Genomic DNA, 26,007 nt, shown 5'->3' with positions numbered 1-26,007 from the left:
AAATTTTCACAAAAATAGCACTATTTATCTTTTATTACGGTATGATATTTGTTAACTTTGCATTGAACTATTACTGATTATGGAAAGAATTGCGATGGAAATAAAACTTAAAGGTGATCGAGCGATTGAACAAATTCCCTCGATAAAAGATAAAGCCCTGCGAATCAACCTTAACGAAAATATATACGGAACTTTTGCAGAAATTGGTGCGGGACAGGAAACTGTGCGTCACTTTTTTAGATCGGGAGGCTCATCCGGAACGATTGCAAAAGCGATGTCTGCATATGATAAAGATTTTAGTGATGCGATTTACGGTATTGAAAAAGACGGTAGATATGTAACTGAAAGTCGTTTGAAAAAAATGCTTTCCCACGAAGTAGATTTAATTGAAAAACGTTTGGATCGTGTAAAACACCCTAACAAAATGTTTTTCAGTTATGCAAATACCGTAGCAACCATTGATTTTGCAAAGCAATTTAAAGGTCACGGTTGGGTTGGTGTGAAATACCAAATTGAACCGGACGAAGATTATAACGAAATCATTCTTCATATTCGTTTTAAAGAAAATGATGCTCGATTACAACAAGAAACTCTAGGTATTCTTGGTGTGAACTTAATTTATGGTGCGTTTTATAAATACAATGATCCTAAAAAATTATTGCGATATTTATATGACCATTTAGACAAAGATCAGTTAGAAATTGATACGATTAACTTTTCCGGTCCTCGATTTGCCAATGTTGACAATCGATTGATGAGTTTACAATTGGTTAAAAACGGAATGACCGATGCCGTAATGTTTGGCCCTGATGGAAATAATATTCTTCCTGCTTCAATTTTATACAAGAAAAACATTTTAGCTCTTCGTGGAAGTTTTCGCCCGGTAACTCGTGTGAATATGGATATGTATGAAAAATCGCTTGAGATGTTTTTGTGTGAAAACAAAGTTGAAGCCGATAATACGTTAGTTATTTTTGAAATTACACTTTCCAATTTACGTTCGGAAGGTGAAATTGATGAACGTGATTTTATGGATCGTGCCGAATTACTTTGTTCACTTGGTCAATATGTAATGATTTCGAACTTCCAAGAATACTATCGTGTGGTTGAATATTTCTCCAGTTACACGAAAGCCAGAATGGGATTGGCGATGGGTGTCAACAACTTAGTGGATATTTTTGATGAAAAATATTACCGTCATTTAAGTGGTGGAATTTTGGAAGCTTTTGGTAAATTATTCTACCGTGATTTGAAAGTTTTCCTATATCCAATGAAAGATGAAAATGGTGAAATCGTCAATTCTGAAAACTTAAAAGTACATCCGAGAATGAAAGAATTATACAAATTCTTTAAATTCAACGGGAAAGTGGTCGATATTGAAATTGCCAACCAAAATAACTTGGAAATTTATTCTCGTCACGTGTTGAGAATGATTGCTAAAGGAACCGAAGGTTGGGAAGAAATGCTGCCAAAAGGTGTTGCCGAAATAATTAAAAAAGATAAATTATTTGGCTACGACTCCAAACCAAAAATTGAAGAACCAACGAATTAAAAGATAAAAGCCACGAATTCCACTAATTTCACGAATTAATTTGTGTGAATTAGTGGAATTTGTCGCTAAAATTACTTAGTTTTTTATCCTAAAATTTGTTCTGCGTGAGCTTTAGTTTTTACAGAAGTGATAACCTCATCAATAATTCCGTTTTCGTTGATTACAAATGTGGTGCGATGAATTCCGTCGTACTCTTTGCCCATAAATTTTTTGGGTCCCCAAACACCAAAGGCTTGAATGACTGCTTTGTCTTCATCGGCTAAAAGCGGAAATGGGAATTCGTATTTGTTTTTGAAATTTGATTGTGCTTTGGCATTGTCGGCACTCACGCCTAAAAGTGCATAATTGTTGGCTTCGAAACGGGCAAAATTATCACGTAAATCGCAAGCTTCGGCGGTACAGCCCGGCGTGTTGGCTTTTGGATAGAAGAAAACCACTAATTTTTTTCCTTTGTAATCGGATAAGGTGTGAACTTTTCCGTCTTGATCTTTTGCTGAAAAATTGGGTGCTTTGTCGCCTTTTTCTAATGTTGTCATATGTTGGATTTTTAGATTATTTGATTTTTGGATTGTTCGATTTTTGGATTGTTCGATTGTTGGATTTTTAGAAGATGTGAAAATCTAATAATCTGTTTTTCTAATAATCTGAAAATCAAAAAATCTAATAATTTTTTTTCTAACAATCTAAAAATCTAACAATCTCTTTTTCTTGCCCCAGATTGCAGTGGAAAGCTTTTATTGAAGAAAGCTAGTTTTTGTAAGGCTAAAAAAGCGACCAAAGGAAGCTCTTTTTGGACTTAACAAAAACAGCTTTGTGAAATAAAACTTGGAACGGAAAGCTGGATTAGGCACATAAAAATTAATAGTATAAATTTACAATCATAAAATTACGAAAATGACGAAGAAACAGCGTGCAACATTTGTTATAAATACGTTAAATGACTTATATCCATCGATTCCTGTGCCCTTGGACCACAAAGATTCGTACACTTTGCTGATTGCGGTATTGCTTTCGGCTCAATGCACGGATGTTCGGGTGAATCAAATTACGCCACTTTTGTTTGCAAAAGCCGATAATCCGTATGATATGGTGAAAATGAGTGTGGAAGAAATTAAGGAAATTATTCGTCCGTGTGGGCTTTCACCTATGAAATCGAAGGGAATTCACGGTTTATCAGAAATTTTGATTCAAAAGCACAATGGTTTGGTTCCGCAAAGTTTTGAAGCGTTGGAAGAACTTCCGGCTGTGGGTCACAAAACGGCGAGTGTAGTGATGAGTCAGGCATTTGGTGTACCCGCTTTTCCGGTGGATACACACATTCATCGATTGATGTATCGTTGGAATTTATCGGATGGAAAAAATGTCGTGCAAACGGAACGCGATGCGAAAGCTATTTTTCCGAGAGAATTGTGGAACGATTTGCACTTGCAAATTATTTGGTACGGACGCGAATATTCACCCGCAAGAGGTTGGAGTTTGGAGAAAGATGTGATTACGAAAACGATTGGAAGGAAGTCGGTTTTGAAGGAGTTTGAGAAAGTAAGAAAAGGGAATGATTGATGATGAAAATGAAGCTTGCTTCCAAATTATAAATTATTTTAAAATTTAAAAAAATATCACATATAATTTAATTAAGTTTGTTAATTGATAACCAAATTTTTAAAACTTATGAAAAAAATTTTACTATTTTTTTTTATTGCTTTATTTTCATTTGCCAATGCAAAGGATAACATTAGTTCTATTAACGAACCAAGAATTGGGGTTTTATTAGTTTATGAAGCTGGTTTAGCTAAAATAAAAGTAAAAAATCTTGGAGACGAAGTATTAACTAATATCTATGTATATTCAAATTCACCAGAAGTTTATTTTGAAACAAATATCGAAACATTACAAATTGGTGAAGAAACACCAATTTTACTCGTAGGGATTTCATTTGACTATTTAGATTGTGTACTATTTTTGGAGGCAATCGCAGAAGCTGAAACTGAGACGGGTGGTTACGTCTATGATATGTCTGCTGATCCGGGATCTTACTCAAACCCTAACTATGCAGATTTTTATGAACTAAACGAATATACATATGCCTATTTTGATGATTATATGTATGGTTCACAGTCGGGGGTATATCAGGATTTAAACAATAATTCAATAGTTGATGTTGGTGATGTTATAAATTACACCTATACTATTTATACCGATTTCAATATGGGTTATGAATTATCAGAAATAATTGACAATAATGCAACCGTAACAATATCGGGTAATACAGCAACCGGAATACACTACATCACTCAAGAAGAAATAGATTTTGGATACGTTTATAACACAGCCTATGGTGAAGGATTTGACTCTTGTGGTCAAAGTCAATTTTTCTATTTTGACGGTCAAAATTGTTCAGGTTGTCCAAATCCTAATAATGAATTTTCTATTGTTTCAATAACTCCACTTCCGCCTCATATAATTAGTGGAAACGTTAAATTCAATTTAAATAATGATAATTGTGCTAATGGTCTAAATTTTCCACGAAGAACAGTTAAGGCTATTACAAGTAGTCTGAATTATAGAACGTTTACCAATACAAATGGGGATTATTCCATAAATATTCCAAATATTAATGAATCATACACCATTACTACATTAGAAAATCTTCCTGCTAATTTTACATCAAATCCTTCAACGCGTAGTGTCAATTCTATTACTAATGCTGCATCAGTAAACTATAATAACCAAAATTTTTGTATTTCAAGTACCACAAGCATTAATGATTTATCAATTTTATTCACAAATATTAATGATGCAATTCCGGGGTTTACTGCCAATTACATGATTTTTTACCAAAACAATGGGACAACTGTTATGAATGGAACAGTATCATTATCATTTGATGGAACTAAATTAACGTTTAATAATTCAGCACCAAGTCCTGATAATGTGAATACTTCATCTTTAGAATGGAATTTTAGCAATCTGCTTCCTTTTGAAATAAGATCAATTCCTGTTACTTTCTCTGTGTTTACTCCACCAACTGTTGTTATGAACGATATACTTACTTTCACTGCTATTGTTAATCCCATAGCTAGTGATGTTACACCAATAAATAACACAAAAGTGATCAATCAAATTGTTGTTAGTTCGTTTGATCCGAATGATAAAACAGTTTTAGAAGGTGCTTATATAGAAGAAAGTCAGGCGAATGAATATTTAACTTACTTAACTCGCTTTCAAAATTCAGGAACAGCAAATGCCACATTTGTCATTATCAAAGAAATATTAGATGCTAATCTGGATTGGACAACTTTTACTCCGATTGCAGAAAGTCATAATGCAAACATAGAAATTAGAAACGGTAATGAATTAACTTATACTTTTCCAGATATAAATTTACCTTATGAAGAAATTGAGCCCGAATTAAGTAACGGTTGGATGCTTTACAAAATTAAATTGAAAAACAACTTTTCAATTGGTGATATTGCCAGTTCGTCTTCAGATATTTATTTTGATTTTAATCCTCCTATCATCACAAATACAGTTACTACACAATTTGCTCCTTTATCTATTACAGAAAATTTTAGAAATAACTTTAAAATAATTCCTAATCCTGCATCATCAATCGTAACTATCTCTATGGAAAATTTAGTTAATTCTACATATGAAATAGTATCTATCAACGGTAAGAAATTAACGGAAGGAACTGTGGAAAATTTTAAACCAATTGATATAAGTTATCTTAATAATGGCTTTTATTTCATCATCATTACCACTGAAAACAGTAAGTCAACATACAAACTCATAAAGAATTAATTTTTTAAAATCGCTTTATAAAAAATATAATTTTAAAAGAATTCAAAAAAAAACATCCCGACTTTAATCGGGATGTTCCTTTTAGTTAGCAATAGTTTCGAAAGACATGTTACCTACTTTAACAATGCTCAGTGCCTTGGAGTAGTTGAGCAAAAAACTTATAGTTTCTTTTTTAGGTAACATCTTTGGAGTCGCTAACTTTTTTCTAGTGTAAAGTTTTGCCATAGATAAAATATGTTTGTTTTAATCTACAACGAAAGACTTTTCCAAATATTGTTTAATTGGTTAAAATTATTTGATTTTTTTCGATTACTTTTCTCAAATTCATTAAAGCATAACGCATTCTGCCTAAAGCGGTGTTAATGCTGACTCCGGTTAAATCGGCGATTTCCTTGAAACTCATATCTTGATACATTCTCATTATCAATACTTCTTTTTGATCGGCTGGTAATTCTTCCAAAAGACGTTTTAAATCACTTTCTACTTGATCAGTAATCATTCGGCCTTCCACATTCATAGAATTGTCGCTCATATACGAAAAGATAGAATATTCTTCTGTTTCGCGTTGCATTGGCATTTTTTTATTTCTTCGGAAATGATCGACAACTAAATTATGAGCAATTCGCATTACCCAAGGTAAAAACTTACCTTCTTCGTTATATGAGTTTGATTTTAAAGTTTTAATTACTTTAATGAAAGTATCTTGAAAAACATCATCAGTAATATCGCGATCTGCAATTTTGGAATAGATAAATCCGTAAATTTTTGATTGATGTCTTTCTATAAGAATAGCCAACGATTGCTCATCACCAGCAATGTAATTCTTAACCAATAAAGCGTCTGGGAGTTGATTAACAGTAGCCATAGTAATACCTTTTTAATTTCGTGTTTTGAACTAAATTTTCTAAAAAAGTATTTTTTTCCTATAAGCAGTTGTTAAATAAAGATTAATTATTAGCCAAATGTAACACAATTTTATTTGAACAAACAAATTTTAATTGAAATTTTAACATTCAAAATGCAATAAATGTGGAAAACCATAATAAATTAGTCATATTTTGCATAAAAAAGATGTTTTTTTATAGCTTACAGGTTTCAGAAACCTATCAGGCGTAACTTCTGTGAAAGTAAAGTCCTGATTCCACAAAAAATAGAAAATCCCAACCTTTTAATTGAAATTTCAAATCACTATCTTTGCGATTCTTTCAACTTTGCTATGACACCAGAAGAATTTGCCCTACTCGAACCCAAGAAAAATATCCTAATTAAAGGAGCACAACTACACAATCTTAAAAACATTGATGTAGCGATTCCGCGAAATAAATTAGTGGTTATCACCGGACTTTCGGGTTCCGGAAAATCGAGTTTGGCTTTTGATACGTTGTATGCCGAAGGTCAGCGACGTTATGTGGAAAGTTTGTCGTCTTATGCTCGTCAATTCTTAGGAAGATTAGACAAGCCGAAAGTGGAATATATTAAAGGTATTGCTCCCGCCATTGCCATCGAGCAAAAAGTGAACACCACAAACGCTCGTTCGACAGTTGGAACCTCAACAGAAATATATGATTATCTGAAATTGCTTTTTGCTCGTATTGGAAAGACTTTTTCACCTGTTTCCGGTCAAGAAGTAAAAAAACAAAACGTTTCGGATGTTGTGAAAATCATTACTTCCTTTGAACCCGAAAGCAAATGGCTCCTCCTCGCTCCTATTCATTTGGAAGAAGGAAGAGCATTGGAAGACAAATTGAAAGTGTTACTTCAACAAGGTTTTATTAGGATTTTGGTTGACAATGAAATGATTCGTTTGGATGAATTAGAACAACACTCTTTAGACAATAAAGACATTCTGCTAATCATAGACCGAATCGTGGTGAAAGACGATGAAGAGTTCTTAAATCGTTTAGCCGACGCCGTTCAAACCGCTTTTTATGAAGGAAAAGGCGAATGTTATGTGCAAGAAGTAGCTACACAAAAAAGACTTGAATTCAGCACCAATTTTCAATTAGACGGTATCACTTTTTTAGAACCAAACGTGCATCTGTTCAGTTTTAATAATCCGTACGGAGCTTGTCCGACTTGTGAAGGCTATGGAAATATTATTGGAATTGATGAAGAATTGGTTGTCCCGAACACCGCTTTATCTGTTTATGAAAATGCTATTTTCCCTTGGCGAGGCGAAAGTATGGGATGGTATCGTGATCAATTAGTGAACAATGCTTACAAATTTGATTTCCCGATTCACAAACCGTATTTTCAATTAACAGAGGAACAAAAACAGTTGATTTGGAACGGAAATAAATACTTTACCGGATTACACGATTTCTTCAAAGAATTAGAAGAAAAAAATTATAAAATTCAAAACCGCGTAATGCTTTCTCGTTACCGAGGAAAAACAAAATGTCCGACTTGTAAAGGAAAACGGTTACGAATAGAAACCAATTATATTAAGGTAGGCAACAAAACCGTTTCTGAATTGGTTGATTTACCGATAAAAAATCTAATTGTCTTTTTTCAACAATTAGAACTTTCAGAATACGATCAAAAAGTTGCAAAACGATTGTTGATTGAAATTAATAACCGACTTAAATTTTTAGATGAAGTGGGTTTGAATTATTTAACGTTAAACCGAAATTCCGCTTCCCTTTCCGGTGGCGAATCGCAACGCATCAACTTGGCTACCTCGTTAGGAAGTAGTTTGGTGGGTTCGATGTATATTTTGGATGAACCCAGCATCGGATTACATCCAAAAGATACGGAACGTTTAATTGAAGTGTTGAAAAACCTACGAAACCTAGGAAATACAGTAATCGTTGTTGAACACGACGAAGACATAATGAAAGCCGCCGACCGCATCATCGATATTGGTCCCGAAGCCGGAACACACGGTGGTCATTTAGTTGCCGAAGGAGATTTTAGCGAAATTCTAAAAGCTGATTCTTTAACTGCTAAATATTTAAACGGCGAATTAGAAATCGAAGTTCCTAAAAAGAGACGGAAATTCAAGAATCATATCGAAATTATAGGAGCTCGTGAAAATAATTTAAAAAACATCGACGTGAACTTTCCATTGGATTGTTTAACCGTGATTACCGGCGTTTCCGGAAGTGGGAAAAGTACGTTAGTAAAAAAAATATTGTTTCCTGCTTTACAAAAGAAATTAGAAGGTGTGAGCGATAAAGCCGGACAATTCACTGAATTGCGAGGCAATTTCTCGCATATTAAACACATTGAATATGTAGATCAAAATCCGATTGGGCGAAGTTCTCGTTCTAATCCGGTGACGTACATCAAAGCCTACGATGATATTCGGGATTTGTTTACGAAACAAAAACTCTCGAAAATTCGTGGTTATTTACCGAAACATTTTTCGTTTAACGTTGATGGTGGTCGTTGCGAAACCTGCAAAGGCGATGGCGAAGTAACCATTGAAATGCAATTTATGGCCGATGTTCATTTGGAATGTGAAACCTGTGGCGGAAAACGTTTCAAAAAAGAAATACTCGAAGTACAATTTGAAGGAAAAAATATCGATAACATTTTGACAATGACCATCGATGATGCCGTTGCTTTTTTTGACGAACAAAAGCAAACCAAAATCATTCAGAAATTGAAACCGCTTCAAGATGTTGGTTTGGGTTATGTGCAATTGGGTCAATCCTCTTCTACTCTTTCGGGTGGAGAAGCTCAACGAATTAAACTCGCTTCCTTTCTAGTAAAAGGCACAACCAAAGACAAAGCTCTTTTTGTCTTTGATGAACCTACCACCGGTTTGCACTTTCACGACATCAAAAAATTACTTGCTTCGTTTGAAGCTTTGATCGAAAAAGGTCATTCAATCATCGTAATTGAGCATAATTTGGACTTAATTAAATGTGCCGATTACATCATCGACATTGGTCCGGAAGGTGGCGAAAATGGCGGACAATTAATGGCGTTCGGAACTCCGGAAGAAGTGGCAAAAGACAAAAAATCGATTACGGGGAAATATTTGAAGGAGAAGTTGAAGTAGTTCTCTGTTCTCTGTTCTCTGTTCTCTGTTCTCTGTTCTCTGTTGTCTGTAAACTGCGACTGAAAACTGCGACTGAAAACTTTCCAAGTAGGCGATTTGTTTACTTTCTAGCCCCGATTGTAGTGGAAATCCTCGCCTTTTGGCGAGATTGCAACGGAAAGCGGGAAAATGGATGGCTGAAAATGCCCGAACCATTCGCTTCTAAGTCCGTTATCAGTTCTCTGTTATCGGTTTGATTTTTCTAATTTCTCAAATTTTTAAAATCTGTGTTCTCCCTTTCTTGTCTCTTGCTTCTTGCTTCTTTCTTCTATAAAACACTAAAAAAACAACTACTTAAAAATCATTAACAACTCATTCACAACACAAAATTCATTTTTGGCACAGCAATTGAAAATAACTAAACAAGAAACTGAAACAAATCAGTTTTTAGTGAAAGCTGAAAAACTCAAGAGTAAGCAAAAAGTTTAAATCGAATGTGTCATGAAAAAAATTACCCTCTTAGTAGCCGCAAACTTACTGGTTGGAAGTTTGGCTTTAGCAGCAGAAAAAACCACTTTTTCTGATTTTGAAAGAAATGTTGCTTACTCAAATTACATGGACGCAGAACCAATTGTATTCATGGAGCGAGGTATCGAGTTCTTTGTATTCTTAAACGGTGATTTCGATTTCAACACTCGTCCACAAGACAGTCAAGGAGGCATCTTCTACCGCAGAGGAGGCACCCGAGGAAACACCGCAGTAGCCGTGAATTACGGAGTTCGGATTGAGCACGATAGTTTTGGAAGAGTTCGTCGCGTTGGCAACACCTTCATTAACTACGACAACAGAAACCGCGTAAGCCGTATCGGAACTGTCTATATGAGATACAACCGTTTTGCACTCTCTCAAATTGGTGGCATGCAAATTGTATATAACAACAGAGGAATGATCACCCGCACGATTGGTCAAGTGAATTTTACAAGAGGAAATTATGGTTACGCCCATAACACCTACTACGGAAGTTCAGAAAACTATAACAGCGGTTACACCTACAACGACAACAGTTACTACTACTACAAAGCAGATGGAACACGAGCGTTGGTTAAAGACAAAAAATAAGTAAATAAAAAATTGAGTTTGGTTAGTTAGATTAAAAAGTTTGGTTAAGTTTGGTTGAAGAAAGTCCTGCGAAAATCCCCAAGTAGCAGGGCTTTCTCTTTTTTATTATTTTGGATAGTCTTTTCTTCTATTTTCTAATTTTTTTGGGCATGACCACAAGGGTCGGGCTTTTCGTTCCAAGTCCTCGTTCCACCTACGCAAGCTCCGGCTTCTCTGTGGGCTTTCCTCTTCAATCCCTCATGCAGGTTGGTACTAGGAAGAAATTTGTATCTAACTTAAATGTGATAAAATAGTCGTTCATTAAATTCTCTTTTGTTTTTTTGAAAAATAATAAAGACAATTCAATTTATCTTTTTATTTTCATCAAAACTTTATCCATCACACCATTAATATCCTCAGAAATGGTTAGTTTGTAATTCAAACCCCAATAGAATACGACAATTAAAAGCGATTTTAATAAAATATTGAGAATCGGGTGAAAGGAAAAATTCCAGAAATAAAAGACAACAAAAGTTATGGCAATAATTGCCAATGAAACAATTGTTTTTTTGGTAAACGGAAACAAATCCATTTTAAAAACCACAAATAAAAATTTGGCTAAACTGTATAATCCAATAGAAATTAAAGTAGCAATGGCTGCTCCTTCAATACCAAAATTCGGAATAAAATACATATTCAAACTAACGGTTAATCCCACCAAACACAATCCTAAAAACAAAACCGTTCGGTAATATTTTGAATTAAAAATGATGGAATTATTGTTTCCCAACATCAAATCAAAGAATTTAGAAAAGGAAATCAAAAACACCACCGCTACTCCACCACTATATTTTTCAGGCAATAACGCATAGACTTGGTGAATATTGGTTAGAATTCCCAACATGATAAATCCGCCGATTACTTGCAAAGTAATGGCCGTTTTTTTGTATAAATCATTCAATTCGTCATGCTTTTTTCTCGCCATTAAATCGGTCGTAATCGGATGCGTAATTTGGTGCATCGCCCGCATGGGAACAGAAATCGTCAATGCAATAAAAATCGCAACCGAATAATAAGCCGCTTCATTAATTGGAATATATTGCCCAATCATAAATTTATCAATATCCAACAAAAGTACCGCGATACTGGAGGAAAATATGATAAAAGCAGAATAAACAATGACTTCTCTTTTTTCCTTTGGAAACTTCAAATGAAATTGCGGTTTTCGCACAGAAAAAGCGACCAATCCCATAATAACCATCATCGTAAAATAAATAAACACCAAACAATACACAAATTGCACGTTGGTTATCCAATCAAAGTATACAGCAAAAAGAAAAATGCTGATGAATACACGAAGTAAAACTTCTTTAACAAAATTGCCAAAAACGGATTTCAGATGCACTTTGACCCACGCATAAAAAATCTCGAAATAACCCATGAATAATCCGATGACCGGAATCATCCAAACGTAATCGTGAATAATTGGATTTTTTTGGGAAAGTAGATTGGCAGTTTCTCCATAAAACAGAAACAAAATCAAGAAAATTGGAATAATTATAACGAAAGGCAAAACCAAAACTAAATTCAGAAAACGGGATTTTTCTTCTTCCGATTTATGTTCGGAATAAAATTTCACTAATGTATTTTGAATTCCAAACGCCATCAATGGCATCATAATATTGGCTGAGGAAAGTAAAAATGCGGTTAATCCATAATAATCTTCTCCCAAAAAATGAGTGTACATAAACAATGCATTCGTAGCACCAATAGCAAAACCAATAAAGGTAATGATGGTGTTTTTGATGGATTGATTAAGTACGATTCCCATTTTGGATGATTGGATTGTTTGATTTTTATTCTAAACAGGTTTTTACCAACTTTTCAGTTAAATTTTTTCTGCTGTAATATTGCAAACCTACTGGATATACTTTCAAATTATTCTGCTTATACAATTGATATTGAGCAAAAATAGCTTCTTTTAATTTCCATTTTTCATCGTATGTAAAAAACTGACCGGTGTTTGTTTCTTTTATAATTTCTTCAAAATCGGATGCTTTAGGTCCAATTGCAATAATCGGACGATCAGAAACCATGTATTCAAACAATTTTCCGGGAATGATGCAACGGGTTTCTTCAGAATCTATTTCAATTAATAACAAAACTTGTGATGTTCGTTGATGAACAACTGCTTCATCATGCGAAAGATATCCTAAATTAGTAACAAATTTAGTCAGCTTGAATTCATCAATCGTTTCCAAAACATCCTTACTCACTTTTCCAATCAATTTCAATTGAAAATCAGCAGCAAATTCTTTGTTTTCTTTGACTAATTCTTTTAATGCTTTCCACAAAATTCTCGGATTTCTGTCGGATAAAAACGAACCGATGTGAGCGATGGAAAATTTCTCATCTAATTCGGTTTTAGTAACTTTTTCCACATCATAACCATTTGTAATTACTTCAATTGGTTTTGAAGTTAATTTAGAAAATTCGCTTTTTGTTGTCGGACTGGTAACAATAATTTTATCGGCAGAATCGAGAACTTTTTTCTCTAATTCTTTGTGTTTCTTCTCTGATTTCTCATTGAGCATCAATTCTTTGTGATAGCCAATGGTTGTCCACGGATCTCGAAAGTCAGCAATCCATTTGACATTACTTTGCTTTTTCAATTGTAAACCAATTAAATGCAAACTGTGTGGCGGACCGGTTGTAATAATTGTTTCTATTTGATGTATTTCAATATAGTCTTTCAAAAAAACAACTGAAGGTTTCACCCATAAAATTCGAGCATCGGGAATGAAAAAATTTCCGCGAATCCAAAGCATTAGCTTTTCAATCAAAGATTGTTTCTTTTTACTTGGAATGATTCCGGAACTTATTTGTTTAGTATTTTTTTTAGATAAAAATGAAGCCCAACGGTACGGTTCTTTGATTTTATTTTTGATGATGATTGCCTTGTCTGAAACTTGTTCTAATAATTTTACATCAACTATTGGATAGGTTGGATTTTCGGGAATGTAAACGTGCGGTTCATACCCAAAATCCGGTAGATATTTGACAAATTTTAGCCAACGTTGAACACCGGGACCACCGGCTGGCGGCCAGTAGTAGGTAATGACTAAAATTTTTTGTGCTTCTGTTTTCAGCTTATTTTTGGTTAAAGTTTTTTTTTGTTTTACTCTTTATCTGGATTATTGATTTTATTTAATTCCTCTAAATCTAATTTATCCTTTAATCGATTCGTTGCTTTTTTTGCGATAATTAGGTTATCGTAATCAATAAAATTTACAGCAACATTTCCCATAATAACTTTAGTTGCTTTTTCTAATAATTCTTCAAAAGGTACATTTTCTAGACCTTTAATTGAAGTCATCACATCTAATCGCAAACCAAAAAACAAAGTAAAATCTGTCCAACCTGGAATAAATTGCATAGTTTCTATTGATTCAAAATCTCCAATTCCAATTTCAATAAAAGCTTTTCTTAAATTTTTTCTGTTCTCTAATGAGTCTTCAATTAAAATATCCAAATCACCAGTGTTTCTCGTATAGCCATAAATATTGACAGCAAAACCACCAATTGTAATATATTTTACATTATTTACTTCAAAAACTTTCCAAATATTTATTATCGCTTCAATCATTTTTTATCTGGATAAACTTTAGGTGCATTCTTTAAAGCATAAGAAAGTTCCATTAACTTTAAGAAATTTTCAAGTCGTTGAGCATAAGAGAGTTTTTTTATTTCCTCAATTCTTTTTACTTCTTTTTCTTTCCTATTTTCTTTATTTATATGGGATTCTTTCATATTACTATCATTATAAGAAAATCTAATATTACGCTACTTTTTCTTAGTCTCAAAATAAATTCCACCAATTAATAACAGCAACATTCCAATTGAACTAAACAAAGCAATTGAACTTCCAGTTTTCACTACATCCGGTTCAAATTTGAATTCAATAGTATGTTTTCCTGCCGGAATTTCTAACGCTCTTAACACATAATTGGCTCTAATCTGTTCTGCTTCTTTTCCATCAATTGTGATTTTCCATCCTTTTGGATAATAAATTTCTGAAAAAATAGCCAAACCTTTATTGCTGTTTTGAGAAGTATATTTTAGATAATTCGGTTTGTATTCCTCTAATGTGATGGTTGCCAAACTATCTTTTACAAACGATTTTGAACTTACCGATTTCATGAATTCTTTGTCAACAACCGCTTCATTTTTAGTATCTAAACTATCCAAAGCACGAATTTCTTCATCCGCATTTTTAACGGTTTTTATATTACTCACAAACCATGCATTTCCATTTGCATTTGGGTTTTGAAGTGGAATAGGCTGACCTTCTTCGGTGGTTTGAATAACATATTTGACATTCAACATATTCAGAACTTGAATATTATTGTTCGCAATTTGATAATCGTATAATTGCTGAATACGTTGCGGTTTTACTGCACTATAGCCGCCAATCGCTTTATGAAAATAGGAAGTTCTACCTCCTGCCATTCCTTGCGAAGGTTCAAAAACACGGAAGTTTGGATCTTTATCCTCTAAAATTTTTAAATCAGCCTCAGTAGGTTGAAAAGGTTGATTGACTTGTCTTGCATTTACAAAATCATCAGCATTCACATAATTTTTATCAATCACATATAAATCTAAAACCATCAATGTTCCAACTAAAATAACCGCAAGAGTTTGTGACAATTTTTCTTTGATAAACAACCAAAAAAGAGTAAAAGCTACTAAAATGAATCCCATAGAACGAAGTAAATCGGAGGTGTACATTGAACGTCTGTCTTCCTTTAATGCATCAACAAAAGGTTGACCAATTTCGCCATACGCTTGTCTGAAATAACCGTCACTTTCTGCAGAAAAACTGAACATTGCTTTCAATACAAATAGCATAGCTAAGACGCCTAATGCAATTGCAGACGACTTCCAAAGTGCTTTCCATTGTTCTTCTTTTTCTACTTTAAAAAACGAATACAATCCTAAAACTGCTAAAACCGGAATACATAATTCTAAGATGACTTGTATGGAAGAAACCGCTCTAAATTTGTTATACAACGGAAAATAATCAATAAAAAAGTCGGTTAGGATTGGGAAGTTTTTGCCCCAAGATAACATCAATGAAAAAATGGCTCCAACTAAAAACGCATACTTCAATTTGCGTTTTTCAGTAAACATTGCCAATACAAAAAGGAAGAAAACTACCGCTCCAATGTAAGCCGGAGCAGCAACAATGGGTTGGTCTCCCCAATAAGTTGGTGCACTACTTGCAAAATCAAGAGCTTGAGATTCCGGAGCACCTAAACCAATAAACATTTCATATAAAGCACTATTCTCTCCGAGTTTTTCAGAATTTCCTCCACCAAATAAACGAGGAGCAATTAGGTTAAAACTTTCGGCAATTCCATAGCTATATTCGGTGATATATTCATACGTCATCCCAGATTTATTCTCCAACTTTTCACCTTCTAAACTAATGGTTAATTCGTTTTTACCTCGGGTGCTAAACTCGGTATATTCGGCTGTAGCCAATAAATTTGTGGCATTTGCTCCTAACGCTAAAAGTCCGGCAATAGCAAAAACTCCAAAAGCAATTCCAATATTTTTAAACTCTTTCGCTTTGATTAATTTATAAATGTAATAAACGGAAATCACAATTAACAACAACAATAAATAATACGTCATTTGAAAGTGATTCGCTTGAATTTCAAGAGCTGCAGCTGCCATCGTAAGCAATCCACCAACAATAAATCGTTTTTGAAAAACAAGTAAAACTCCCGCTACAACCATTGGCATATAAGCAATGGCATGAGCTTTGGCATTATGCCCAACTCCTAAAATAATAATAAGATAAGTGGAAAATCCAAAAGCCAATGCTCCAAAAAACGCTTTGAGTGGATCAACTTTTAAAACACATAAAAGAATATAAAAACCTAGGAAATATAAAAACAAATAATCAGCTGGACGAGGAAGAAAACGCAAAAAACCATCAACAGATTTCACATAATTATGCGGGTATTTTGCTCCTAATTGATAGGTTGGCATTCCACCAAAAGCTGCATTTGTCCAAAAAGGTTCTTCGTCAAACTCTGCTCGAAAATCGTTTTGTTCTTTTGCCATTCCGGTATATTGCACAATATCGGATTGCGAAATTTGTTTGCCTTGCAAAACCGGATAAAAATAAACCAGTGAAAGAATCACAAAACCAAAAAATGCTAAAAGATGCGGAAGAAATTTCTGAAAATATTTCATTCTAAGTTTTTATAAAATCAATGTAAATTTAAGCGAAAGTAATCATTCTAATCTACTTCTTCATAATCGATGTATTCTCCAACTTGCTTTTTAGATTTTGGTTTTTCAAATGAAGCAGTTGAATTTTGTGATTGCGTTGTATTTTGATTTGGATTATTCATTTGTTGCTTAAAATTTTGTTCGGCTTTTTGAACCATTTTTCTTAACAAGAAAGGCATTAATAAACGAGCTAAAATCTTAAAAGCATAGTAAATTCCAACAATAATTAAAATTGTTCTGATAAATCCCGGAACTGATGCTGTTTGCATAATTAATATTTTTGGTAAAAATAAGAAATACGTCAATCAAAATTAAACTAACAATCTTAAATAAATAATAAAAAGTCTTATTTTTGGTTTCTAATCAGTAATTCAACCTCATTACTACCATGAAAAAAATTCAAAATTTACTACAATTTGCATTCGTCTTAAGCTTTTCCAGCTTATTGGCTCAGCACACAGATATGATAAATTCTAATCGTCCCGGACTTTCGATGGCCGCATTTTCGGTTGGAAAAAATGTTTTTCAAATGGAAAGTGGTCTATATGGAATTAGAGAAGACCATAACCTTTCTCGTTATAATTCAAATGGATTTGGAGTTGATTTAGATGTTCGATACGGATTCCTTTTTGAACAATTGGAAGTAATTGGAAATTTCAAATACCAATATGATAAATATTATTCTCCTTTGGTTGAAACGTCTAGAAGCGGATTTAGAAGTACGACTTTTGGGGCTAAATATCTAGTCTATGATCCGTTTAAAAAAGGTGAAGACAAACCAAATTTATTAAGTTGGAAAGCCAATCACCGTTTTAAATGGAAACAATTTATTCCTGCTGTAGGTGTTTATGTGGGTATGAATTTTGGTTTTGCCAACGAAGATTATGCGTATGTCAATGAACCAAGCATGAGTCCGAAAGTAATGATTATTGCCCAAAACCATTTTGGAACACGATGGGTTTTAGTGACAAATATTTTTTATGACAAATTCACAACTGATTACAAATCACTAGGTTACATTTTAACATTAACTCGAGGATTCAATCAAAAATGGTCTGGATTTATTGAAAATCAAGGGATAAAAGGCGATTATTATTCGGATAGTATTTTTAGAATTGGTTCTGCTTATTTAATTCAAAACAACTTGCAAGTAGATGCTTCCATCAGTAAAAACTTTAAAGATACTCCCGATATTTTATATGGTGGAGTTGGTGTTTCTTGGCGATTTGATAAAAAACATAAACCAGTAAAAATGGAACGCGAAGAAGATGGGGGAAAAAGAGTAGATAAAAAGAAAAAAGATAAAAAAGATAAGAAAAAACGTGTTGATGAAGTTGAAGGAGGAGAATAATATGATACAAATTATTGAAGCAAATTCAAAAAAACTGCTTACTGATTATGTTAAGTTTCCATTTTCGTTATACAAAAATCATCCTTATTGGGTTCCTCCTTTAATTTCGGATGAATTAGAAACATTTAACAAACAAGAAAATCCGGCTTTTGATAATGCTGAAGCTTATTTTTATTTAGCTTACCGAGAAAATAAAATTGTTGGACGAATTGCTGCCATTATCAATTGGGAAGAAGTTAATAATCAGCAAAAAAGAAAAGTGCGTTTTGGTTGGTGGGATGTGATTGATGATGTTGAAGTGACTAGAGCCCTGTTGGAGAAAGTATATGAATTAGGCAGAAAAAACAACTTAGAATATGTTGAAGGTCCGATGGGGTTTTCAAACCTTGACAAAGTAGGGGTTTTAACCGAAGGTTTTGATCGTTTAGGGTCGATGATTACATGGTATAATTATCCTTATTACAAAGATCATTTAGAGCAGCTGGGCTATGTGAGAGAGAAGGAATATTTTGAAAGTGTATTTTCGTTTTCAAATGTAAATCCGGATACTTTCATGAAAGCAAGTGAATTGATTCAAAAGCGATACGAATTAAGAACAATCACGTTTACAAACACAAAAGACATTCTTCCGTATGTTGACAAAATGTTTGATTTGTTTAATTCAAGTTATGAAAAACTAGCTTCTTTTGTTGCTGTTTCAGAAAGGCAAAAGGAATATTTTAAAAAGAAATACATTCCGTTTGTTAATCCTGAATATATTTTATTTGTGGTAGATAAAAACGATAAAATGGTTGCTTTCAGTATTGTAATGCCCGGTTTTTCTGAAGCTTTACAAAAAGCAAATGGTCGTTTATTTCCATTTGGGTTTTATCATCTTCTGAAAGCCAAAAAACACAGTAAAGAAGTTTTGTTTTATCTCATTGGTATTGATCCTGAGTACCAAAACAAAGGAGTAACAGCACTTGTTTTTAGAGAATACTATCGTGTTTTTAAAGAAAAAGGTATCACACAATGCAACAGAACTCCCGAATTAGAAGAAAACAATGCCATTCATAATTTATGGAAAAATTTTAACTCGGTGGTTGACCGAAAACGAAGAACATACCGAATCGATTTATAAAAACAAAACCACTCGTAAAAGAGTGGTTTATTATTTATAGTTATTATAAAAATTTAAGAAACATCTACCGTAGTAGCGTCTGCAATCTTTTTATAAATTCCGTTTTCTAATTTTTCACGAATTGCTTCAAAAGCAGTAAGTGTTTCATTAATATCATCAATAGTGTGAGAAGAAGTTGGAATCATTCGCAACAAAATTATTCCTTTAGGTATTACCGGATAAATTACGATAGACAAGAAAATACCGTAGTTTTCTCTTAAATCATTCACCATCACCATTGCTTCCGGCACACTTCCTTCTAAATAAACCGGTGTAACACAAGTGTTTGTATCACCAATGTTAAAGTTTCTTTCACGTAAACCTGATTGTAAAGCATTTACGTTTTCCCACAATTTATCTTTTAATTCAGGGTGATTTCGCAATAATTCCAAACGTTTTAAAGCTCCAACCGTTTGAATCATTGGTAATGCTTTTGCAAACATTTGCGAACGTAAATTATATTTTAAATAATCAATTATGTCTTTATCCGCAGCAATAAATGCTCCGATACTAGCCATTGATTTGGCGAAAGTTGAAAAATAAACATCAATTCCGTCTTGGCAACCTTGCTCCTCGCCTGCTCCTGCTCCAGTTTTTCCTAACGTTCCAAAACCGTGAGCATCATCAACTAATAAACGGAAATTGTATTTTTCTTTCATGGCAACAATTTCTTTCAACTTTCCTTGTTGACCACGCATTCCAAAAACACCTTCGGTAATAAAAAGAATTCCTCCACCCGTTTCTTCTGCCATTTTGGTAGCACGTTGAAGGTTTTTCTCCATACTTTCCAAATCGTTATGACGGTAAGTAAAACGTTTTCCCATGTGTAAACGAACACCATCAATAATACAAGCATGTGCATCTACATCATAAACAATAATATCGTTTTTAGTAACCAAAGCATCAATGGTTGACATAATTCCTTGGTAACCAAAATTCAATAAATAAGCTGATTCTTTCATTACAAAAGCAGCCAATTCATTCTCTAATTGTTCATGAGCATCAGTATGCCCGCTCATCATTCTGGCTCCCATTGGATAAGCTGCACCATATTGCTTAGCCGCATCAATATCTGCCTGACGAACTTCAGGATGATTTGCTAACCCTAGATAATCGTTTAAGCTCCAATTTAAAATATTTTTACCTTGAAATTGCATTCTTGGTCCAAGTTCGCCTTCTAATTTTGGAAAAACAAAGTAACCTTCTGCTTGAGATGCCCATTTTCCTAGTGGACCTTTATTGTTCTGAATTCTTTCGAATAAATCTTTTACCATGATTTTTTGTGTGTTAAAAAACGTGGCAAAAATAAGGATTTCAAATCTACTTTCATAATATTTTTTGTAGAATGATTTTGAATTGATATCAACTTTTATTTTATTCAAAAAAAGTGTAATGAGAATGTGTTAATATCTGTATATTTGATTTTATAATTCGATTTTTATGAGTAAACACGACGATAATGATTTAAAATTAGCTGTTTTGATTGATGCCGATAATGTTCCGTTTAGCAATATTAAAGGTATGATGGAAGAAATTGCAAAATACGGAACACCCACAACAAAACGAATTTATGCCGACTGGACTCGCCCGAATGCAAACGGTTGGAAAGGTGTTTTGTTGGAAAATGCCATTACGCCAATTCAACAATATGGTTATACGACAGGAAAAAACTCTTCGGATTCGGCTTTGATTATTGATGCAATGGATTTGTTGTATTCCGGAAAATTAGACGGTTTTTGCATTGTTTCAAGTGATAGTGATTTTACGAGATTAGCTATTAGATTAAGAGAATCGGGCATGAAAGTAATTGGCATTGGGGAACAAAAAACGCCAAAACCATTTATTAGTGCTTGCGACCGATTTATATTTATTGAAGTGTTAGAAGGTGCAAAAAAGAAAAAAACTACTGCAACTTCGACTGATAAAAAGAAAGAAGAAAGAATATTTACAAAAATTGATGTGGAAACCATCGATATTATCGAATCAAGTATTGAAGACATTGCAGATGATGACGGATGGGCATTTTTGGGTGACGTTGGAAATCTGATTGTGAAGAAAAAACCAGAATTCGATCCAAGAAATTTTGGCTTTACAAAACTAACTCCGCTAATGAAATCGCTTACACATTTGTTAGAAATTCACGAACGCGAATCAGATAAAAAAGGAATTAAACATGTTTATGTCCGGTTAAAATAGATTTTATGCTTAAATTTTTCAGAAAAATTCGTTTCAACCAACTCAAAGAAGGTAAATTTTTGAACTACTTAAAATATGGAGTTGGAGAAATTATTTTAGTTGTTATTGGAATTCTGATTGCGGTAAACATTAATAATTATAATGAAAAGAGAAAGCAAAAAAATCTACAATCATCTATCTTTAAAATAATTGAAGAAGAGATGATTAGTGATACTTTAACTATTCATCAATCGAATGAAAGTTTTACTTATTTAGATAGCATTTACAACAGAATTCTATCCGGAAAAATGACAAACGAAGATTATATTTCTTGCGAAGTATGTGCCAATTTGGTTGGTATGCACAATCCACATAAATTTAAAAACAAAGGTTTCAAAATGTTAGAAAGTTATGTGGAAAGTGAAAATAAAATCAAAGATTCACTTTCTACAGACATTCTTACTTTTTATAATCAAATGGATGAATTGATGAATGTTATCAACGAGTATTCTAAAGATGATGTTCGTGAAAACTTAAAGAATTGGAAAGAAAATTACGATTGGTTTTATTTGAGTCATCAAGAAAGAATTAAAAAAAACGAATATCTTGCCTATCTTCAAAGTGCTGATTTTAAAAATAGAATTGCCATGCAACAAGTGCTTGTCATCAGAAATAAAAAAGGAATGCTTGATGCATTTAATAAAAATGCACAAATTATTCTCCCAAGAATAAAAAGGCGAATTAATCAAGATTGATTAAACACCAACTAATTCTGCAATATTTTTATATAATAACTCTTTATCAACGGGTTTAGACATGTACTTGTTCATGCCGATTTCCATTACACGTTCTTTTGTTGTTTCCATTACATCGGCGGTTAAGGCGATAATTGGAATATTTTTTTTCTCATCGCCCGCAGCACCATTTCTGATGGCAATCGTGGCTTCATAGCCATCCATAACCGGCATTTGTAAATCCATTAGAATCAAATCGAAGTGATTTTCTTGTAAAGCCGTAACGCCTTCTTGACCGTTATTGGCGAAAACGACAGTGGTATTTAACCACTTTTTGGTAATCATTTTAATGACCATTTGGTTCATGGCGTTGTCTTCTACCACAAGAATATTTTTGCCTTTTAAATCATAATCAGCCACTTCAACAACAGGAATTTGTTGTTTTTCTACTGCAATGGTTTTGTATTCTAAAGTGATTTTGCAAACAGTTCCTTGGTCCAAAATACTTTGTAAATCAACTTTACCATTGTGCAAATCGGCCAAAGTTTTTACGATGTAAAGTCCTAGACCTAAACCGCCGAATTTTCGTTTATTGTTGATACTTTCTTGTGTAAATGACTCAAATATCGAATTCATTTTTTCTTTTGGAATGCCTACGCCGGTGTCTGCGATTGTAAAAATCAAATCAACAGTATTCCCTTTCTTTTGCTTACACTCCACTTTGAAAGTTACAAAACCGTGCGTTGTAAACTTTAATGCATTGCTCAACACATTGTTGATCATTTGTGTCAAACGCATTTTATCACCTAAAATCATTTCGGGCAAATCAGGAGAAATGTCTAAATTAAATCCGAGACCTTGATTTTTAGCTCGGTACACCATGTTTTTTGCTAAATGTTCAAGCAATGGTTTTGGACTAAATTCTTCTAAATCTAATTTTAATTCGCCTTTTTCTATTTTAGAAAAATCTAAAATATCGTTTACAGAACTCAACAAACTATAGGATGAATCTTTGATTAATAAACTGTTTTTCTGAATGTTTTCGTCTTTAGAATCTTTGGAAATTTCTTTGGATAAATTCAAAATGGCATTCAAAGGTGTGCGAAGTTCGTGGCTAATGTTCGAAAGAAAATAGGACTTCATTTCGTTCATTTCTTCCGATTTTTGAAGAGCTACCACTTGCAATTCCTCTCGTTCGTCACGCAGTTTTCTGATTAAATTTGCCATAGAAAGCGAAAGGAAAATAACTTCCATTCCGGTTCCTAATTTTGATCCGTTTTCGGTCATAAACGTAACCGGAAGAATACTGAAATTCTTTAGAATAAACACTACAAAACCAGCTACTAAAAAGAAAATACCAATCACGAAAAATTTATCAATTTTTCTTGTTTTGCTATAAATTACAACTACTGAAGAAATAATCAAAATAAGCAAAAACAACCCTAAAATATTGGCTATTGGATAGGAAATTTCTAATGCTTTTGGATGTATGAATAATGAAATTAAAAGAATGAAATCTAAAATAAAAACAACATAGAATGCATTGTTTATAAATTTGCTATACTTTCTTATTTGAAGAAAAACTTGAGCATATCTTCCAAGGAAAAAATTAGCAATACAAGCAGATAAAATAACCGCATTTAAACAAAGCCAACCCGAATTTGGAGAAAATAACTGATAGAAATAACCATCTAATGAAAATTGCAGCATTCCAATAAAAACAACATATAAGCTGTAATACAAGAAACTACGTTCTTTCATTGCGAAAAAGAAGAACATATAAATTATGGCTGCAATGAGAAGAATACCGTAGAAAATTCCGAAAATAACTTGTTCAAAAGACAGGGTTTGAATCAAATTATCCATTGTTCTGAGTATGATTCCGGCATTAATTACTTCACCATCACTTTTGAGATGAAGAAAATAGGAATAATCAGAATTTGGCTGAAGCGTGATTTTAAAGAGAATTTTTCTGTTTTTTAAACTTCTCTCCTTGAACGGAATTGCATCTCCGCTAATTTGTTTTGAGATATTTCCTTTTTCATCAATGGTATAAAATTCGGCAACATCAACAATTGGCCGGCAAGCTTCTAAAAAGTATGTTTTTTCGGTATCGGTTTCATTGTGAATATCAAATTTTATCCAATAATTATTATTGGTAAAACCTAAATCAGTGTTTTCGTTTGGTAAAGTTTCGAAAACTAATTTTTCATCAAGAATAATTTGCTCAACTGTTCGCTTATTTTGTTCTAAGTTGGCAATTTTTGCGTAAGGATGTAAAGAAATTTCATCCGAAAAACTATTGTCTTTAATAACAAATTGTGCATTTACATGAAAAGTACTTACTATAAAAAGGAAGGATAAAGCACAGAAAACTGAAAACGATGGGGCTTCGTAATTATGTTTCATTTTGTGTATTTAGTTTTATTGGTACTCTATTTACGACAATTAAATTAGTTTGGTTTTATTTTTTGAAATAAATTTTTAAATAAAACTTAACTACCTGACATAGAAACTACACAAGTATAAACATAAAAAATAATAAAGGAATTATATTTAACTATTGTTGAAGTAGAAAAATTAAGAGGATAATAGAAGAAATTCAACACTTAAACACTTAAATAAATAGAAACAAAATGAGCAATTGTTCCAAAAAGAACGAAAAAATGCCAAATGGTGTGATAGTAAAATTTATGGTCTTTCATGTAAAAATAAACACCGATAGTATAACTCAATCCGCCAATTAAAATCCACATAAAAACTGAAAATGGCATGGTATGAATGAGTGGTTCTATTACAAAAACTATCATCCAACCTAAAGCTAAATAGAGTAAAACTGAAACAAATCTGAATTTTTTAGTAAAGAAAATTTTAAAAATGATTCCAATAGCCACAATTGACCACATTATTCCTAAAAAAACAGTTGCCGTTTTTGGTTGCAAATAACGAACCATCAGCGGTGTATAGGTTCCCGCAATTAGAAAGTAAATACTGATGTGATCACCAATTTGTAAAATATCTTTTACTTTGGGGTTTTTCACTGCGTGAAACAAGGTAGAAAATGTATAAACCAGCAACATTCCAACTCCAAAAGCAAGAACTGATATAAAATTGGATAATTGATTTTCATTGAACGAATCAACTAATAAAAACGGCATCGCAACAAGACAAAATAGAATTCCAATACCATGTGTGATGGCATTTACAATTTCTTCTTTTCGGGTTTGTTCTCGTTTTGACATACTACAAAATTAACTAAAAAGTTAATTATCCTTTGAATTAAATAGAGCAAATAAATCTAAACTAATGTATTTTCCATCTTTAAATTCACATTCATTTAACGTACCCTCATATAAAAATTTATTTTTCTTCATGACGTTTTGACAAGCTAAATTTTCAGTTTCAACTTGAGCTTCAATGCGATGCAAACCTAGACTTTCAAAAGCATAAGCACAAACTGTAGGTAAAACTTCAGAAATAATTCCCTTTTTCCATCTTTCAGGAAGTAGCCAAAAACCAATTTCGGCTCGTTTGTGTTGCTTATTCAAATTATTAAAACCAATTGCTCCACAGAATTCTTGATTTTCAATCGATTCAATTGCCCACCAAATACCGGTTTCGTCTTTTTCCAATTGCGAAAACCAACTCATCTGTTCTTTTGTTGCTTCCAAAGAATCAAAACTAATTCCGTAGTACTTGATAACTTCCGGATGAGAAAGCCCTTTGTAAACGTTTTGCAAATCGTTGTCTGTAAACTGCCTAAGTAAAAATCTATTAGTTGTCATCAAAATCAAAAAAATTAAGCTCTTAAATTTATAAATAAACTTCAAAAAATGAACTATTTTT

At 33.0% G+C, this 26,007-nt stretch carries 21 protein-coding genes; 9 read left to right on the top strand and 12 right to left on the bottom strand.

What is annotated here, in order from left to right; translation table 11 throughout:
• Positions 1-88: 88 nt before the first annotated feature.
• A complete protein-coding gene (locus B4N66_RS12760) occupies positions 89-1,552 on the top strand; it encodes a TonB-dependent receptor (protein WP_291095306.1) in 1,464 nt (487 codons plus the stop codon).
• 83 nt (positions 1,553-1,635) lie between these two features.
• Here the strand turns inward: B4N66_RS12760 and bcp are convergent, their stop codons facing one another.
• Positions 1,636-2,088, bottom strand: coding sequence for a thioredoxin-dependent thiol peroxidase (gene bcp / locus B4N66_RS12755; protein WP_291095226.1), 453 nt, complete (start codon positions 2,086-2,088; stop codon positions 1,636-1,638).
• 358 nt (positions 2,089-2,446) lie between these two features.
• Between bcp and B4N66_RS12750 the strand changes: the two genes are divergently transcribed.
• Both B4N66_RS12750 and B4N66_RS12745 read left to right on the top strand, forming a co-directional pair.
• Positions 2,447-3,112, top strand: a complete 666-nt coding sequence (locus B4N66_RS12750; protein ID WP_291095225.1) for an endonuclease III domain-containing protein — start codon at positions 2,447-2,449, stop codon at positions 3,110-3,112.
• 108 nt (positions 3,113-3,220) lie between these two features.
• Positions 3,221-5,353: a T9SS type A sorting domain-containing protein gene (locus tag B4N66_RS12745; RefSeq protein WP_291095224.1), complete on the top strand. Its 2,133-nt coding sequence runs from the start codon at positions 3,221-3,223 to the stop codon at positions 5,351-5,353.
• Between the two features lie 277 nt (positions 5,354-5,630).
• Here B4N66_RS12745 and B4N66_RS12740 read toward each other — a convergent pair whose 3' ends face one another.
• Positions 5,631-6,218 carry an RNA polymerase sigma factor gene (locus B4N66_RS12740; protein WP_291095223.1) on the bottom strand — a complete coding sequence of 196 codons (588 nt, stop codon included), beginning with the start codon at positions 6,216-6,218 and terminating at the stop codon, positions 5,631-5,633.
• A 351-nt stretch (positions 6,219-6,569) separates the two neighbouring features.
• Between B4N66_RS12740 and uvrA the strand changes: the two genes are divergently transcribed.
• Together uvrA and B4N66_RS12730 are read left to right on the top strand one after the other, a co-directional pair.
• Positions 6,570-9,362 (top strand): excinuclease ABC subunit UvrA, encoded by a 2,793-nt coding sequence (gene uvrA / locus B4N66_RS12735; RefSeq protein WP_291095222.1) that lies wholly within the window; start codon positions 6,570-6,572, stop codon positions 9,360-9,362.
• 480 nt (positions 9,363-9,842) lie between these two features.
• Positions 9,843-10,460 carry a hypothetical protein gene (locus tag B4N66_RS12730; RefSeq protein ID WP_291095221.1) on the top strand — a complete coding sequence of 206 codons (618 nt, stop codon included), beginning with the start codon at positions 9,843-9,845 and terminating at the stop codon, positions 10,458-10,460.
• Between the two features lie 346 nt (positions 10,461-10,806).
• On the opposite strand, the gene B4N66_RS12725 is transcribed toward B4N66_RS12730, so the two are convergent.
• The 6 genes from B4N66_RS12725 to B4N66_RS12700 are packed head-to-tail and all read right to left on the bottom strand — an operon-like array spanning position 10,807 to position 17,011.
• Complete coding sequence (locus B4N66_RS12725) at positions 10,807-12,270, bottom strand: lipopolysaccharide biosynthesis protein (RefSeq protein ID WP_291095220.1); 1,464 nt, start codon at positions 12,268-12,270, stop codon at positions 10,807-10,809.
• Positions 12,271-12,295: 25 nt separating this feature from the next.
• Positions 12,296-13,588 carry a glycosyltransferase family 4 protein gene (locus B4N66_RS12720; RefSeq protein WP_291095305.1) on the bottom strand — a complete coding sequence of 431 codons (1,293 nt, stop codon included), beginning with the start codon at positions 13,586-13,588 and terminating at the stop codon, positions 12,296-12,298.
• Between the two features lie 29 nt (positions 13,589-13,617).
• Positions 13,618-14,085: a nucleotidyltransferase gene (locus tag B4N66_RS12715; protein ID WP_291095219.1), complete on the bottom strand. Its 468-nt coding sequence runs from the start codon at positions 14,083-14,085 to the stop codon at positions 13,618-13,620.
• Positions 14,082-14,249 carry a hypothetical protein gene (locus B4N66_RS12710; RefSeq protein ID WP_291095218.1) on the bottom strand — a complete coding sequence of 56 codons (168 nt, stop codon included), beginning with the start codon at positions 14,247-14,249 and terminating at the stop codon, positions 14,082-14,084. Before B4N66_RS12710 ends, B4N66_RS12715 begins: the two co-directional genes overlap by 4 nt.
• A gap of 33 nt (positions 14,250-14,282) precedes the next feature.
• Complete coding sequence (locus B4N66_RS12705) at positions 14,283-16,703, bottom strand: YfhO family protein (protein WP_291095217.1); 2,421 nt, start codon at positions 16,701-16,703, stop codon at positions 14,283-14,285.
• A 47-nt stretch (positions 16,704-16,750) separates the two neighbouring features.
• A complete protein-coding gene (locus tag B4N66_RS12700; protein ID WP_291095216.1) occupies positions 16,751-17,011 on the bottom strand; it encodes a DUF4834 domain-containing protein in 261 nt (86 codons plus the stop codon).
• Positions 17,012-17,130: 119 nt separating this feature from the next.
• On the opposite strand from B4N66_RS12700, the gene B4N66_RS12695 reads away from it, so the two are divergent.
• Both B4N66_RS12695 and B4N66_RS12690 read left to right on the top strand, forming a co-directional pair.
• A complete protein-coding gene (locus tag B4N66_RS12695; RefSeq protein ID WP_291095215.1) occupies positions 17,131-18,093 on the top strand; it encodes a transporter in 963 nt (320 codons plus the stop codon).
• Between the two features lies 1 nt (position 18,094).
• On the top strand, positions 18,095-19,213 hold the full coding sequence (locus tag B4N66_RS12690) for a GNAT family N-acetyltransferase (protein WP_291095214.1): 1,119 nt from the start codon (positions 18,095-18,097) through the stop codon (positions 19,211-19,213).
• Between the two features lie 53 nt (positions 19,214-19,266).
• Here B4N66_RS12690 and B4N66_RS12685 read toward each other — a convergent pair whose 3' ends face one another.
• Positions 19,267-20,526 carry an aminotransferase class I/II-fold pyridoxal phosphate-dependent enzyme gene (locus B4N66_RS12685; RefSeq protein ID WP_291095213.1) on the bottom strand — a complete coding sequence of 420 codons (1,260 nt, stop codon included), beginning with the start codon at positions 20,524-20,526 and terminating at the stop codon, positions 19,267-19,269.
• A 166-nt stretch (positions 20,527-20,692) separates the two neighbouring features.
• Between B4N66_RS12685 and B4N66_RS12680 the strand changes: the two genes are divergently transcribed.
• Both B4N66_RS12680 and B4N66_RS12675 read left to right on the top strand, forming a co-directional pair.
• Positions 20,693-21,448, top strand: a complete 756-nt coding sequence (locus B4N66_RS12680; RefSeq protein WP_291095212.1) for an NYN domain-containing protein — start codon at positions 20,693-20,695, stop codon at positions 21,446-21,448.
• A 5-nt stretch (positions 21,449-21,453) separates the two neighbouring features.
• A complete protein-coding gene (locus B4N66_RS12675) occupies positions 21,454-22,182 on the top strand; it encodes a hypothetical protein (RefSeq protein ID WP_291095211.1) in 729 nt (242 codons plus the stop codon).
• Here B4N66_RS12675 and B4N66_RS12670 read toward each other — a convergent pair whose 3' ends face one another.
• From B4N66_RS12670 to B4N66_RS12660, 3 genes are all read right to left on the bottom strand, one after another.
• The gene (locus B4N66_RS12670) at positions 22,183-24,570 is read right to left on the bottom strand and encodes a hybrid sensor histidine kinase/response regulator (protein WP_291095210.1); all 2,388 of its coding nucleotides are present in this window, start codon (positions 24,568-24,570) and stop codon (positions 22,183-22,185) included.
• A 200-nt stretch (positions 24,571-24,770) separates the two neighbouring features.
• Positions 24,771-25,403 carry a PAQR family membrane homeostasis protein TrhA gene (trhA, locus tag B4N66_RS12665; RefSeq protein WP_291095209.1) on the bottom strand — a complete coding sequence of 211 codons (633 nt, stop codon included), beginning with the start codon at positions 25,401-25,403 and terminating at the stop codon, positions 24,771-24,773.
• A 21-nt stretch (positions 25,404-25,424) separates the two neighbouring features.
• Positions 25,425-25,946, bottom strand: coding sequence for a GNAT family N-acetyltransferase (locus B4N66_RS12660; RefSeq protein ID WP_291095208.1), 522 nt, complete (start codon positions 25,944-25,946; stop codon positions 25,425-25,427).
• Between the last annotated feature and the right edge of the window lie 61 nt (positions 25,947-26,007).

The sequence above is a fragment of the Flavobacterium sp. UBA2787 genome (assembly GCA_002352205.1).
GTDB lineage: Bacteria > Bacteroidota > Bacteroidia > Flavobacteriales > Flavobacteriaceae > Flavobacterium.
Note: the sequence above shows the minus strand (reverse complement) of the source record. Positions and strands in the feature narration are given on the sequence as shown.